The sequence below is a fragment of the Collinsella aerofaciens genome, assembly GCF_015670745.1.
Lineage (GTDB): Bacteria > Actinomycetota > Coriobacteriia > Coriobacteriales > Coriobacteriaceae > Collinsella > Collinsella aerofaciens_T.
Genome location: NZ_JADPCH010000030.1, coordinates 1 through 14,681 on the forward strand (window position 1 = coordinate 1; position 14,681 = coordinate 14,681).

Genomic DNA, 14,681 nt, shown 5'->3' on the forward strand with positions numbered 1-14,681 from the left:
CTCGCTGCGCACTTCGTGCGGCGAGGCTTTTTGCCCCCTGCGGAAAGATTGGGGAACTAAGCCCTCGTCCCTCCCAGGTTGACCTACTCGAGGTCGTCGCCCTTGTGGCGTTGGGGCGGAAATGGGTGGTGCGCGAGGGGCGCTTTGTTGATGAGGGGTTAGTATGCCCGGGCTTGGTTGGGGAAGGTTTTGTCTAGGGATGCTTGGAGCTTTTCGAACGATGCTCGCAAGTTGTGGCTCTGGTCGGTTGAGCGTTTGGCTTTTGTGGTGGGGGAGTCGAGGAGGCCGTTTCTCTGTGTCGGGGGGAAGGAGAAAAGGTCTGCATGTGTTAGGGATGGCTGCTGTGCTGCGTCGTTGGAAGAATGCATGCTTATGCGGCCTCCTCGATGTCCACCAAAAGGTTGCGCACGGGGTGTGCTGCTAGGTCCCGTGCGTTGGCAGTATTATGCCGCGGCTGTTGCAAAGAATCGCTAAAGAAAAGCTTAATGAGGTTTGACGTTGTGATGAAACCGCAGGTCAAAGCTATCGGGTAACACTCTTGAAAGGTTTTGGGCTTAAGGGCTTTCTAAGGTTTGTGACGTGGATGTGGCGCGGACGTGCGGAGCGTGTGAATGCTCACTGTTAGCGCTGCGGCTCTGCGGCGCGCACCTGCTCGATGACCTTTTCCATCGTGGCGTCGATGCGGTCTTTTTTGAGCTCGCATTCCCAGATGGTTATGGGTGTCCAGCCCATTTGAGTGAGTGCTGTCACAGCAGCACGGTCGCGCTCGACGTTGCGACGGAACTTTGCCTCCCAAAACTCAACGTTGCGCTTGGGCTGGCTCGGATTGCACTTGGGGCAGCGGTGCCAAAAGCAGCCGTTGACGAAGATGGCGATCTTGCGCCCGGGAAAGGCGATGTCGGGCTTTCCGGGCACCTTCCATTCCAGACGGTATCCCGTAAGGCCTGCGGCGCGCAGGCGCTGGCGAACGAGCAGCTCGGGCTTGGTGTTGGCGCGCTTGTTGCCCTTCATGGACTTTTTTATAGCGGCGCGACGGCGCACGAGTTCACGTTCGTCGGCGGAAAGGTCCGAGGTGTCGATGCCGTCCAGCAGGCCAGGCTTGGGACGCTTTTTGCTGCGGCGCTTCGGTGCGCGCTTGGGTTTGGTGGCGGGCTCGTCGGTCGTGGTGGCCTCGGCGTCGTTGGCAGTGCCGTTGGCCTCAAGCCGATCTTCCTTCAACTCAATCAGAGCATCGATAAGCCCCTTATCGGCGGGCATCCATTCCACCGTGGCAAGCGAAGTGCGCGGAATCCAGCGGATATCGAGCTGGCGGTCGTGCTTCTGGGGCTCGTCGGACTCTTTAGCCAGCGAGCAGTAGTAGCACTCCATGGAGAGATGAAAATCGGGGTAGTCATACTCAACGGTGTAGAAATCGCGCAGGTTGTTGACCTTCACCTGCAGCTCTTCCATGAGCTCGCGGCGCACGGCGTCCTCGGGCGTCTCGCCGCGCATGAGCTTGCCACCTGGGAACTCCCAAAGTCCCTGCATGTCGCCATAGCCGCGCTGCACGGCCAGTAGCTCGTCGGATCCTTCCTTGCGAATGATCCCAGCGGCAACATGAACAGTCTTCAACAGGAGTCCTCTCTCAACATCAACACGTGACAGGCTAGCTACCCGTACCTTACACAACGGTAAGGCAAGCGTAAGCCATATCGATGGTAGCCGACTCGTCTTCTTGCGACTATAGATGCCGTAGACTAATTGCAAGAAAGGACTCGGTATGCAAACCACGCACATGGCGACCCCGGTACTGGAGGCCGCGCATCTCGAAAAGGTATACGGAGCGCTGGGCAACGTGACCCGCGCGCTCAACGACGTCAGCTTTACCGTCAACCGCGGCGAATTTGTTGGCATCATGGGCGCTTCGGGCTCGGGCAAGTCGACGTTGCTCAACTGCGTGTCGACCATCGATAGCGCCACAAGCGGCACGATCCGCATCAACGGCCAGGACGTAACGCGCATGAAGCAGGCTAAGCTTTCGCAGTTCCGCCGCGAGGAACTCGGCTTTATCTTCCAGGACTCCAACCTGCTCGATACGCTCACGGCACGCGAGAACATCGCCCTGCCGCTCACCATCGCCCGCACAAACTCGGCAGAGATCTCGACCCGCGTGCAGGATGTGGCAGCGCGCCTGTCCATCAGTCAGGTGCTCGACAAGTATCCCTACCAGATGTCCGGCGGTCAGCAGCAGCGCGTCGCCGCGGCTCGTGCGCTTGTCACCGACCCTACCATGATCATGGCCGACGAGCCCACCGGTGCCCTCGATTCCAAGAGCGCTCGCCTGCTGCTCGAGAGCCTGGAGGCCCTCAATCGCCGCCTGCGCGCCACCGTGCTCATGGTCACGCACGACAGCTTTGCCGCCAGCTACACGAGTCGTGTGCTGTTTATTCGCGACGGCAAGATCTTCACTGAGCTGCGCCGCGGCGACACCGACCGTCGCGAGTTCTTCGATCGCATTACGGAGGTCGTTGCCATGATGGGCGGTGAGGGCTCCGATGCTCTGTAAACTCGCTTGGGGCAACGTCCGCCGCGCCGGCCGCGACTACCTCGTCTACCTTTTGACGCTCACCCTGGGCGTCACGGTCTTCTATGCCTTCAACACCATCTCGATGCAGGTCGACATCGCCGGCATCGATGAAGAGGGCTTGGCGCAGGTAATGGGCAGCATGCTCGGCGACCTGACGTACTTTTTTGCCGGTGTCATGGCCTTTTTGATGGTGTATGCCAATAACTTCATCATGAAACGCCGCAAGAAGGAGTTTGGCCTGTATCAGGTGCTCAGCATGGGGCGCGGACGCGTCGCCACGATCATGGCGCTTGAGACCGTGATAGTATCGGTCGTGGCCTTTGTCGCCGGCATTGTGCTGGGTGTGGGACTCTCCCAGCTCATGACGTTCTTTACGGCCTCGCTTTTTAAGACACAGATCGCCAATTTCCACTTCTTTTTCTCGGTGCATGCGTTCAATCTGACCCTTGCCTGCATGCTCGTAATGTTTGTGCTCACGCTACTGCTGAACCTTCGCGCCGTGCGTCGTACCAAACTCATCGAGCTTATGGGTGCCGAGCGTCGCAACGAGAGCATCAAGACACGCAACCCCTGGATCGCGATTGCCATTTTTGCCGTGGGCGTGGTGCTTGTGGGCGTGGCCTATTACCGTCTGCTACGTGATGGGTTCCCGCTAACCGCGACGGACAGCAAGCTGCAAGAGGCCATGAACCAGTTTGGTATTACGACCGCTATGGTTACCGTGGGCACTTTTGCCCTGTTCTGGGGACTCTCGGGCATGCTCATTAAGCTGCTGCAGAGCCTGCGCGGCGTGTATTGGCGCGGCCTCAACATGTTTACCGTGCGCCAGCTTGCGGCCAAGGTCAACACGGTGTGCTTTTCGATGGGCGTCATCGCGATGCTTCTGTTTTTGGCCATCACCTCGGTGACGTGCGGTATGTCGATTGCCAACGTGATGAACGAAAACCTGGAGCGCTATAATCCGGCCGACATGTCGCAGACGTATATCTATTACACGCCCGATACGCTCGACTTCTACAAAGAGTCTTTCAATCCGTCTGAGGCCGATCGAATGGTGCTGGCCGATAGTACGGTCGATTTGTACTCCGCATGGCACGGCGATCGTATCGATCACGATAACGTTGCAGACGGTATTAAGGGCAAGTCGGCGGACAACAACGACGAGACCGGCAAGAAGGTCGATATCTCCGATGTTGCCGGTGAGCATGTGCAGATCGATTCGTATCTGAGTTACCCGCTTGGCGGCTCGAATCCTTCGGTGACTCCAAGTGAGATGTGCAAGATCATGGGCGAAAAGCTTCCCAAGGCGTTCGGGGGTAGCAATGCCGATGCGATGGGTCTGTTTGTGACGCCGGCAAGTCAGTACAACAAGCTGCGCCAGATGATGGGCGAGGAGCCGGTGCACATCGGTCACGACCAGTATCTGCTCACGTGTGATATGGGCGGCGAGCTGGTCGACCTGTACACCAAGTATATGGCTGGCGGCCATGCCCTTACCTTGGGCGGGCATACGCTCAAGCCCGCAGCCGATAAGTCGGACGAAGATACGGCGGCCATCGCCAACTCGGCGATGGGTAGTAATCCGGGCACCGTCGTCGTTGCCGACGAGCTGTTGTCCCAACTTAATCCGCAGCCGTATTCCAGTAGCCTGCTCGTTAACTACAAACAGGGGATGGATACGACCGAGGCAGACGAGAGTATTAAATACACTGTGCTCGACAATCTGCTCGTTGACGGCAAGGAGCCGGGGTCGTGGGGAACCTTCATCACACGCTCCGAGATGTACGCGCAAGCAGCGCAAATGAACGGTCTTATTAGCTACCTAGCCATCTACATCGGCTTTGTATTGGTCGTTGCATGCGCGGCGATTCTGTCGATCCAGCAACTCTCCAACGTGGCCGACGGCAGCCGCAGCTATCGTGTGCTGGCACAGATCGGCTGCGACGACCGCCAGATTCGTCATTCGGTGATGGCGCAGCAAGCGGTATTCTTCCTGTTCCCGCTGGCAGTGGGCCTGGCGCACTCCTTTGTGGCACTTAAGGTGATCATCGAGCTGGTGAGCATTTTCGGAAATATGAGCATCGGCGGCACCGTGGGCCTCACCTGTGCAATCTTCCTGGCGGCCTACGGCGGCTACTTCCTGGTGACCTACCTCATGAGCACCGGCATGGTACAAGCCGCCATCGCCACCCGTTACAGCGAGTAACAAGCGGGCAAAATCGTCGCAAAATCAGAGGCGTATGACCGCCGCGAAGGGACCAGGGGCCCTTTCGCGGCGGTTTTTGCCAATCTGGTGCGTCTCAGATACAAGTGAGTAGACTTTTTTGAACCTGCCGAGCACATTGCGACAAATGATCGATGAAACCGCAGGTCAGAGCTGTGGCGTTTTAGGGCGTGCTTGGCCTTCTGCAAAAAGCCTACTCACTTTGTTTTTCTGCTAGAAGACCGCCACGAGGGAAGGCAACTCTCCCGGGTAGTCGTTGGGGACGTCCCCAACGACTACCCAAGGAGTGTCCCAAACCGCCGGCAGAAAAGGAGCGTCCCTAACTGCCGCATCCGGAGCAAGATAACGCCGCAGGTAGAGGACGGACAGCGAGCGGGTCGCATTTGAGACAAGGTGACGTGAAACGAAAGGGCGCTGACCTTCTGGTCGCGCCCTTGAAGTTGAACGTCAGATTGTCTCAAATGCGACCCGCGCAGCGTCGAGCCGTTACGGCGTCTGGTAAAACGCCGTAACCTACACCCGTTCCGCGATCTCGTGGATGAGGTAGTCGGTCTTTTCCCAGCCCAGGCACGGATCGGTGATCGACTTGCCAAAGACGCCGCCGTCGACCGGCTGGTTGCCGTCCTCCAGGTAGGACTCGATCATAAAGCCCTTGACCAGCTTGGAGATGGACTCGTTGCGGCGGCAGCTGTCGAGCACCTCCTTGCAAATGCGATACTGCTCCAGCGGACGCTTGCCCGAGTTGTCATGGTTGCAGTCGATGACCGCTGCCGGATTGGCATAGCCGGCGTGCTCGGTATAGCGCTCGGCCAGGCGCTCCAGGTGTTCGTAGTGGTAGTTGGGGTAGGTGCGCCCATCGAGACCGATGTAGCCACGCATAACGGCGTGCGCGAGCGGATTGCCGCCGCATTCAACCTCCCAGTTGCGGAAGATAAAGCTCTGATGTGCCTGGGCGGCGTAGATGGAGTTGAGCATGACGGTGGTGGAACCGGCGGTGGGGTTCTTCATGCCCACAGGCACCGAAATGCCGCTCGATACCAAGCGATGCTCCTGGTTTTCGACCGAGCGGGCGCCTACGGCGACGTAGCTCAGCAGGTCGACGAGGTACTGGTAGTTGGACGGGTAGAGCATCTCGTCGGCGGTAAAGAAACCGGTCTCATCGATGACGCGCAGGTGCATGTGGCGGATGGCCTTAACGCCTTCGAGCAGGTCATCGGGCGCCTCGGGGTCGGGGTTGTGCAGCAGACCCTTGTAGCCGGTGCCTTTGGTGCGCGGCTTGTTGGTGTAGACGCGCGGAATGATGATGAGCTTGTCCTTGACCTCTTCGGCGACCTTGGCCAGCCGGTTCATGTACTCAAGCACCGAATCTTCGCGGTCGGCAGAGCACGGGCCGATGATGAGTACCTTGCGCGCGTCCTCGCCGGTAAAGACTTTGGCGACCTCGGCGTCAAATGCCTGCTTTTTGGCAGTAAGCTCGGCGGAAAGCGGCATCTCCTCGCGGATCTCCATGGGGATCGGCAGCCTGCGTTTGAAATCCATGGCCATGCGGGGCCTCCTCAATCTATAGAAAGAACAATAAGCGTATTGTCGAATGCTCGGCATTATCCGCTGTCGCACGCTAAAGTGCAAGCAAAACCTGCCAAAAAGGGACAGGTTTATTTTGGTCGGTTTTATCTGGGGAAATGCCGGCACTCGCTGGAAGGGGAGGACCGGCGTACGGCACGCTGGAGCAAGTTGGATCTCCTGCGGCATACCCCGTGGACAAAAAATGGCAAATATGAGTACTGTTGCTAGCTTAGTATCATATCGACCTTACAAGATAATAGACACAACAGTAAATATGTTCATTGACGTTGGCACACAGAAGCATGCTACCGGGCGTTTTGATCAATTTGAAGGAATATCTAGGCCGCAAAGACGTCGTTTGGGCAGTTTTGGCTGTTACTAAAAAGATGACAGTACTCATATTTGCCATTTTTTGCCCACGGGGCCTTGAGGGAGAGCGTCAATCAGGCCCTAGGGGAGGCGTTTCGAGGCCCAAAGGACACAAAACGGGGGCGCAGTTCATTCTGCGCCCCCGTTTTTGGGCATTGCGGTTGTTTGCCGCCGGTTTTACGCCGCCTCGTCGAACTGCGAGTTGTACAGGTCGGCGTAGAAGCCGCCCTGGGCGAGCAGCTCGTCGTGCGTGCCCTTTTCGACGATGTCGCCGTCGCGGATCACCAGGATCACGTCGGCGTTGCGGATCGTGGACAGGCGGTGCGCGATGACAAAGCTCGTGCGGCCCTGCATTAGCGCATCCATGGCACGCTGAATAAGCTCCTCGGTACGAGTGTCAACGTTGGAGGTCGCCTCGTCCAAAATCAGCGCCGGACGGTCGGCCAAAATGGCACGGGCGATGGTCACGAGCTGGCGCTGACCCTGCGACAGGTTGGTGCCCTCCTCGTTGATCATAAAGTCGTAACCGCCGGCGAGCGTATGGATAAAGTGGTCGCAGCGTGCGGCGCGTGCGGCGGCCTCGACTTCGGCATCGCTCGCATCGGGGCGTCCGTAGCGGATGTTTTCGCGGATGGTGCCGTTAAACAGCCAGGTATCCTGCAGCACCATGGCAAACTCGCCGCGCAGCGCCGCGCGGTCCCAGTCGCGCACGTCGACGCCCTCGACACGCAGCGAACCGTCGTCCACATCGTAGAAGCGCTGCAGCAGCTTGATGAGCGTGGTCTTGCCGGCGCCGGTGGGACCGACGATGGCGATGGTCTGGCCGGGCTGCGCCTCGCAGCTAAAGTCGTGGATGATGGTCTTGTCGGGCGTGTAGCCAAACTTGACGTGGTCGAACTCCACGTGACCGGGGCGCTTCTCGGGAATCTGCGCGTCGGCCTTCTGCTCCTCCTCGGGCGCGGCCAGGAACTCAAAGACGCGCTCGGTGGCAGCGGCCATCGACTGCATCGTGTTGCTCACGTTGCCCAGCTGCTGCACGGGTTGCGTAAAGTTGCGAACGTACTGGATAAAGCTCTGGATGTCGCCGGGCGTGGCATTGCCGGTCAGCGCGAGCTGTGCGCCCACCACGACGACGCCCACGTAGCCCATGTTGCCCACCAGGCTCATAAGCGGCATCATCAGGCCCGACAGGAACTGCGAGCGCCAGCCACTAATAAAGAGACGGTCGTTTTGACGGTCGAACTCTTCGATTGAGGCCTCGGCGCGGTCGAACACCTGAATGACGTTCTGGCCGGCAAAGTCCTCCTCGATAATGCCGTTGACGGCGCCCAGAACCTGCTGTTGCTCGCGGAAGTACGGCTGCGAGAAGTGAATCATTACGGTCAGGATAATCGCGGCGGCCGGCAGCGTGAGCACGGTGACGCCGGTGAGCGGCAGGCTGATCGACAGCATCATGACGAGCACGCCGATAATCTGCGTCACCGACGTGATGAGCTGGGTCACGCTCTGGTTGAGCGACTGGCCCAGCGTATCGACGTCGTTGGTGATGCGGCTGAGCACGTCGCCCTTGCTGTGGCCGTTGAAGTAGCTCATTGGAACGACAGCGATCTTGGCGGCGATCTCCTTGCGCATGCGATAGCAGATCTTTTGCGTGACGCCGGTCATGAGCCAGCCCTGGATGAGGCTGCAAACAGAGCTTGCCAGATACAGGCAGAGCAAAAAGCCGAGCGTCTTGGCGATCCAGTCAAAGTCGACGTCGCCGGTGCCGTTGACTTTGGCAACCAGGCCTTCGAACAGTTTGGTGGTAACCTGGCCGAGCACCTTGGGCCCCACAATGTTAAAGATGACCGAGCACACGGCAAAGGCGACGGCAGCAAACACGGCAATCTTGTGCTGGCCGATATAGCCGAGTAGCTGCCTCATGGTGCCTTTAAAGTCCTTGGCCTTTTCGCCGCGGCCCATGCCACCCATACGGCCCATAGGACCGCGCCGGCGGGTGGGCTTGGGAATCTGAGTCTTGGTCTCGTCTGCCATTAGCGCTCGCCTCCTTCCGTGACGGCTGCAATTTCTTCTTGGGTAAGCCCCAGCTCCTCGGCGGAAAGCTGCGACTGTGCGATCTCCAGGTACGCCGGGCAGCTGTGCAGCAGCTCCTCGTGTGTGCCAGTGCCCACCACGTGGCCGTCGTCGAGCACGATAATCTGGTCGGCGTGCATGATGGTCGCGATGCGCTGGGCCACGACCACGAGTGCGGCGTCGGTAACGTTTTTGGCCAGCTCCTCGCGCAGGCGCGCGTCGGTCTTGTAGTCGAGGGCACTAAACGAGTCATCGAACACCACGACCTCGGGCTTTTTGGCCAACGCGCGGGCGATGGCCAGGCGCTGGCGCTGGCCGCCCGAGACATTGGATCCGCCCTGGCTGATGGGGGAGTCGTAGCCGCCCTCGCGCTCGGCGATAAAGTCCTCCGCCTGGGCGACGCGTGCCGCCTGGCGCATATCCTCGTCACTCACCATATCGCCGGCAAACTTGAGGTTGCTCTCGACGGTGCCCGAGAACAGGCGACCCTGCTGCGGGATATAACCAATACGGCGGCGTAGCTCGGAAAGGGTCATGTCACGCACGTCGATGCCGTCGAGCGAAATGCTGCCGCCTGTGACGTCGTACAGGCGCGGAATCAGCTGCACGAGCGTGGACTTGCCCGAGCCCGTGGAGCCAATGATGCCGAGCATCTGACCGGCATGCGTGGTGAAGTTCACGCCGCTGATGACATCGGCGCGGGCATCGGGATACCGGAAGCTCACGTCGCGGAAGGTGAGCTCACCGCGCGGCGAGCTGGCCGCGGGCAGTTTGGGCGAGGCAGGGTCGTTGATGCTCGTGGGGCAGGTGATGACCTCATCTACGCGCTCGGCTGCGACCTCGGCGCGGGGCAGGATGACCGAAACCATGGTGAGGATCATAAACGCCATGACGATCTGCATGGTGTAGGAGATAAACGCCATCATGTTGCCGACCTGCATCACGCCGTCGGACACGCCCTGCGCGCCAAACCAGACGATAAGCACGGTGATGCAATTCATGACCAGCATCATGAGCGGCATCATAAAGCTCATGGCGCGGTTGGTGTAGAGCTGCGTGGTCATCAGGTCGAGCGAAGCCTTGTCAAAACGCTCGAGCTCATGCTCCTCGCGGTTGAACGAGCGGATAGGCATAAGGCCGTCGAGCAGCTCGCGGGCGGTAAGGTTCACGCGGTCCACAAAGCTCTGCATCTTTTTGAATTTGGGCATAGTGAGGCCCATAAGCACGCCGACGACGGCCGAGACCGCGATGATGGCCACGGCGATGGTCCACTCCAGGCCGGTGTGGTTGGCCAGGACGCGCATGACGGCGACGATGCCCATGACGGGCGCCATCAGACACATGCGGATAAACAGGGTTGCGGCCATCTGAATCTGCTGAATGTCGTTGGTGCAGCGGGTGATGAGCGAGGCCTGGCTAAACTTGCCCACCTCGGCCGGCGAGAAGTGCATAACCTTGTTGAAGGTCTCGCGGCGCAGGTCGCGTGCGATGGAGCAGGCGGTGCGCGAAGCCACGGCACCGGTCAGGATGGTGGCGACCAGCGACACCAGACACAGACCAAACATCGTGGTCGCCATGCGGCCAAGGTAGGCGTTCTGCACGTCGGCGGGGTCGATGCCCTGCGCCTTGTACTCGTCCTGTACATAGCTCACGGCGCGCTGGGTGACGATGGAGCCCGACATGGAGCCCATTTTGTCCGCCATTTCGTTGGCGCCCTCGACGAGCTTGCTTTGGTCTACCAGACCGCCCTCGACACCCAGGCGCAGGCTCTTCATGGTGATCTTGCCGCCGTCGGCGTCGATCTGCTTTTGCATATTCTGCGCCGCTGCGGCCTTCTGCTGCATCTCGGCGAGCTGCTCGGGCGTCATCGCTGCCATTTGCTCGGGCGTGGGCATGGCCTGAGCGGCGTCGCTGTCTTTCTCGCTGGACGTGCCGGTCATGTCTCCCATGGAGTCGGCGTCGATGCCCTGGTTGAGCGAAAGGACGACGGTCTCGGGCAGGCTCATAATGTCGGTAATTTTGCCTCCATCGGCACGCTCTTCCTCGGTGCCCTTGTACGTTCGAATGCCGTTTTTGTCAGCCTTGCTAAACACGGCCTCCACAGCCTTGGCGTCCTTGGCGCTCATGAAGAGTTCGAGGTCGTCGAGCGATTCGGCGCGAATGGTGTCGGGCACGGGCGAGGCGATGCCGCCTTGCTGCACGCCCACGTCGACGATGTCGCTCATATAGGTAGGCAGCGCCAGATCGGCGTTGCAGCTGATTACGATAAGTACGATAGCTGTGAACAGTGCCAGGACGTGCTTTTTAAAGAGCTTGAGAATCCTCACTCGGCATCTCTCCTTTCTTGATTGCGGTCGATAATTTCGTTGGCACGTCTTAGAAGGCGCACCATCTCTTGGGTATCTGTTTCGCCGAGCTGCTCGAGGAAGGCCGCGGTGCGCTCCTCGAATTCCCGTCGTTTGATTTCGAGATCCTGGAATCCCTTGTCGGTCACCGTGACGTGTACGCGACGACGGTCGGTCTTTGAGTGCTCGCGCTCGACCCAGCCCTTGGCTTCGAGAGCGCGTAGGATATTGGCGATGCGGGCGCTCGAGACCCAGGCGCGATCGGCGAGTTCGCTCGGCGTGAGCGAACCGCCAGCGAGCATGAGGGCGCGCATGACGGCCATCTCGCCGCCGAGGGCTTTGTCCGCAAAGCGCGAAATGCGCTGATGCATGCTGCCAAACTCGGTAAGGAGCTGACGCCCAAGTTCACGGAAATCGGTATCTTCCACCGAAAACCCCTAACACTAGAAACTATTTTCGGTGAAAGATGATACCCCCGCACGCGCACCCTATACGGTAGATTTTGGGACATGCCTAGAAAACAACCTTTAGGCGACCTCCGTACACCGTCGGTATCAGCAAAGTTAGGGGTAGATCTCTGAGCACGTCCTAAAGCCCACTCAGAGGCACTTTACCCTGCTAAAGCTGGCATAACAGCTAGAGTGAACGTCGTACAAAGGCAAGGAAAAAACTAAACAAATCGGTGAACGGTAGTTGTTCACGCTCGCATTTCCTGCGGGTTTGTAAAAAACGCCCTTATGATATAAAAAAAGAAACATATAACAGCCCAGATGGAGAGGGTCGCTATGTTATCCTTCTCAGACAGGTGAAATCTTGGGTTTTGGGTTGTAGTTCCAAGGTGGACAAACGTTTTCTCTGCACCAGCGTGTGGTGAAGAACGGAAGAAGCCGGTAGTGCAAGCCGAACATTCAAGAATTCAATAAGCAGCGGTGTGAGAGAGCGCCGCATTACACGTAACTAGGAGCGTGGTTACACAATGCAGGAGGCATGGGAAGGCTTCAAGGAAGGCATCTGGACGGGAGAAGTTGACGTCCGAGACTTCATCCAGAAGAACTACACCCCCTACGAGGGCGACGAGTCGTTCCTCGCCGGCCCGACCGAGCGTACCAAGGAGCTGTGGGGCGAGGTTCTCGACCTGCTGCTTAAGGAGCGCGAGCAGGGCGGTGTCCTCGATATGGACACCAAGACCGTCACGGGTATCGTGAGCCACCCCGCTGGCTACATCGATAACGCCCACCGCGAGAAGGAGACCATCGTCGGCCTCCAGACCGACAAGCCGCTCAAGCGCGCGCTGCACGTCAACGGCGGTATCCGCATCGCTTGCCAGGCTGCCAGCCAGCACGGCTATAAGGTCGATGAGAACGTTGTCGAGCGCTACACCTTCGAGCGCAAGACCCACAACGCTGGCGTCTTCGATGTCTACACCCCCGAGATGCGTGCTTGCCGCTCGGCTCACATCATCACCGGTCTGCCCGATGGCTATGGCCGCGGCCGCATCATCGGCGACTACCGTCGTGTTGCCCTGTACGGCGTCGACTACCTGATCAAGGACAAGGAGGCCCAGAAGGCTTCCACCCCGACGGTCATGACCGCCGACAACATCCGCGATCGTGAGGAGCTGCAGGAGCAGATCCGCGCCCTCGGCGAGCTCAAGATGATGGCCGAGACCTATGGTTTCGACATTTCCAACCCTGCTACCAACACGCAGGAGGCCATCCAGTGGATGTACTTCGCCTACCTTGCTGCCGTCAAGGAGCAGAACGGCGCCGCTATGTCCATCGGCCGTACCTCTACGTTCATCGACATCTACGCTGAGCGCGACCTTGCCAACGGTACCTTCACCGAGGAGCAGATCCAGGAGTTCGTGGATCACTTCATCATGAAGCTCCGCATGGTCAAGTTTGCCCGTACCCCCGAGTACCAGGCCCTGTTCACCGGCGACCCGCAGTGGGTCACCGAGTCCATCGGCGGCATGGGTGTTGACGGCCGTACGCTCGTTACCAAGATGAGCTACCGCTACCTGCACACGCTCGAGAACATGGGCACCAGCCCCGAGCCCAACATGACCGTTCTGTGGTCGACCCGTCTGCCCGAGAACTTCAAGAAGTTCTGCGCCAAGACTTCTGTCGCCAGCTCCTCGATCCAGTACGAGAACGACGACCTCATGCGCGTCTATCATGGCGACGACTACGGTATTGCCTGCTGCGTGTCCTCCATGCGCATTGGCAAGGAGATGCAGTTCTTCGGCGCCCGCGCCAACCTGGCCAAGTGCCTGCTGTATGCACTCAACGGCGGTGTTGACGAGGTCTCCAAGAAGCAGGTCGGCCCCAAATATCGCGCCGTCGAGGGCGATACGCTCGATTACGATGACGTTGTGGCCAAGTACAACGACATGATGAAGTGGCTCGCTGGCGTGTATGTCAACTCGCTGAACATCATTCACTACATGCACGACAAGTATTGCTACGAGCGCATCCAGATGGCTCTGCACGACAAGCACGTGCACCGCTGGTTCGCTACGGGCATCGCTGGCCTTTCCGTCGTGGCTGACTCCCTGTCTGCCATCAAGTACGCCAAGGTTCACCCCGTCCGCGACGAGAATGGCATCATCGTCGACTTCGAGACCGAGGGCGAGTTCCCCAAGTACGGTAACGACGACGACCGCGTCGACCAGATCGCTCACGACGTTGTGCACCAGTTCATGGAGTACATCCGCATGAACGACACCTACCGCAACTCCGTGCCCACGACCTCGGTTCTGACCATTACCTCCAACGTTGTGTACGGTAAGAAGACCGGCTCCACGCCCGACGGCCGCAAGGCTGGCCAGCCGTTCGCCCCGGGTGCTAACCCCATGCACAAGCGCGATAGCCACGGCGCCATCGCTTCGCTGTCTTCGGTTTCCAAGCTCCCGTTCCGCGATGCTCAGGACGGCATCTCCAACACCTTCTCCATCATCCCGGGTGCGCTCGGCAAGGAGGATCAGGTGTTCTTTGGCGATATCGACCTTGATCAGCTGGGCGAGTAACTATTGTTAGTGCTATACTAACAATAACGATTACTGATTAGCGCGCCGGTTTCGGCCGGCGCCTATCGATCGAAGGAGACACATTATGAAGGTTTCTGAAGTTTCCGAGACTCAGGCCGATAACCTGGTCCACATGCTCGACGCTTACGCCGAGAAGGGTGGCCACCACCTGAACATCAACGTCTTCAACCGTGAGACGCTGCTTGACGCTCAGGCTCACCCCGAGAAGTACCCGCAGCTGACCATCCGCGTTTCCGGCTATGCCGTGAACTTCCACACGCTCACCAAGGAGCAGCAGGACGAGGTCATTTCGCGTACCTTCCACGACAAGTTCTAAAGGGTTCAACTCCTGTAGGATTACTGGGGCCGGTTTTGGGTTATTTCCCAAAACGTCCTCGGACATGCAAAGAGGCTCCGCTGCGCGCGTTGCGCGGCGGAGCCTCTTTGCGTCCTGACGCTCCTATTTGGCAAGGTGTTTTTTAGAATTCATTTTGCGCTCGGCCTCGAAGG

9 protein-coding genes are annotated in these 14,681 nt (G+C 59.0%); 4 read left to right on the forward strand and 5 right to left on the reverse strand.

Annotation, left to right across the window (positions count from 1 at the left end):
* Positions 1-621 precede the first annotated feature (621 nt).
* Positions 622-1,611 (reverse strand): DNA mismatch endonuclease Vsr, encoded by a 990-nt coding sequence (gene vsr, locus I4W07_RS08790; RefSeq protein ID WP_196026389.1) that lies wholly within the window; start codon positions 1,609-1,611, stop codon positions 622-624.
* 148 nt (positions 1,612-1,759) lie between these two features.
* On the opposite strand from vsr, the gene I4W07_RS08795 reads away from it, so the two are divergent.
* Positions 1,760-2,545 (forward strand): ABC transporter ATP-binding protein, encoded by a 786-nt coding sequence (locus tag I4W07_RS08795; RefSeq protein ID WP_271739784.1) that lies wholly within the window; start codon positions 1,760-1,762, stop codon positions 2,543-2,545.
* Complete coding sequence (locus I4W07_RS08800) at positions 2,535-4,772, forward strand: FtsX-like permease family protein (protein ID WP_196026390.1); 2,238 nt, start codon at positions 2,535-2,537, stop codon at positions 4,770-4,772. The genes I4W07_RS08795 and I4W07_RS08800 overlap by 11 nt, the downstream gene beginning before the upstream one ends.
* 531 nt (positions 4,773-5,303) lie before the next feature.
* Here I4W07_RS08800 and I4W07_RS08805 read toward each other — a convergent pair.
* The 4 genes from I4W07_RS08805 to I4W07_RS08820 all read right to left on the reverse strand — a co-directional run bounded on the left by I4W07_RS08805 (position 5,304) and on the right by I4W07_RS08820 (position 11,571).
* Positions 5,304-6,335: a 3-deoxy-7-phosphoheptulonate synthase gene (locus I4W07_RS08805; RefSeq protein WP_196026391.1), complete on the reverse strand. Its 1,032-nt coding sequence runs from the start codon at positions 6,333-6,335 to the stop codon at positions 5,304-5,306.
* A gap of 567 nt (positions 6,336-6,902) precedes the next feature.
* Entirely contained in the window at positions 6,903-8,759 is a 1,857-nt protein-coding gene (locus I4W07_RS08810) for an ABC transporter ATP-binding protein (protein WP_196026392.1), read from the reverse strand.
* Positions 8,759-11,125 carry an ABC transporter ATP-binding protein gene (locus tag I4W07_RS08815; RefSeq protein ID WP_196026393.1) on the reverse strand — a complete coding sequence of 789 codons (2,367 nt, stop codon included), beginning with the start codon at positions 11,123-11,125 and terminating at the stop codon, positions 8,759-8,761. The genes I4W07_RS08810 and I4W07_RS08815 overlap by 1 nt, the downstream gene beginning before the upstream one ends.
* Positions 11,122-11,571, reverse strand: coding sequence for a MarR family winged helix-turn-helix transcriptional regulator (locus tag I4W07_RS08820; protein WP_052044097.1), 450 nt, complete (start codon positions 11,569-11,571; stop codon positions 11,122-11,124). Before I4W07_RS08820 ends, I4W07_RS08815 begins: the two co-directional genes overlap by 4 nt.
* Positions 11,572-12,119: 548 nt before the next feature.
* On the opposite strand from I4W07_RS08820, the gene pflB reads away from it, so the two are divergent.
* Both pflB and grcA3 read left to right on the forward strand, forming a co-directional pair.
* Positions 12,120-14,171, forward strand: a complete 2,052-nt coding sequence (gene pflB / locus I4W07_RS08825; RefSeq protein ID WP_117629918.1) for a formate C-acetyltransferase — start codon at positions 12,120-12,122, stop codon at positions 14,169-14,171.
* 85 nt (positions 14,172-14,256) lie between these two features.
* Positions 14,257-14,508, forward strand: a complete 252-nt coding sequence (gene grcA3, locus I4W07_RS08830; protein ID WP_117583521.1) for an autonomous glycyl radical cofactor GrcA3 — start codon at positions 14,257-14,259, stop codon at positions 14,506-14,508.
* Positions 14,509-14,681 lie beyond the last annotated feature (173 nt).

Excerpts from the sequence above, each read along its gene's own strand:
- I4W07_RS08795 (WP_271739784.1), top strand. The coding sequence starts at position 1,760 with ATGCAAACCACGCACATGGCGACCCCGGTACTGGAGGCCGCGCATCTC.
- I4W07_RS08800 (WP_196026390.1), top strand. The coding sequence starts at position 2,535 with ATGCTCTGTAAACTCGCTTGGGGCAACGTCCGCCGCGCCGGCCGCGAC.
- I4W07_RS08805 (WP_196026391.1), bottom strand. The coding sequence starts at position 6,335 with ATGGCCATGGATTTCAAACGCAGGCTGCCGATCCCCATGGAGATCCGC.
- I4W07_RS08810 (WP_196026392.1), bottom strand. The coding sequence starts at position 8,759 with ATGGCAGACGAGACCAAGACTCAGATTCCCAAGCCCACCCGCCGGCGC.
- pflB (WP_117629918.1), top strand. The coding sequence starts at position 12,120 with ATGCAGGAGGCATGGGAAGGCTTCAAGGAAGGCATCTGGACGGGAGAA.
- grcA3 (WP_117583521.1), top strand. The coding sequence starts at position 14,257 with ATGAAGGTTTCTGAAGTTTCCGAGACTCAGGCCGATAACCTGGTCCAC.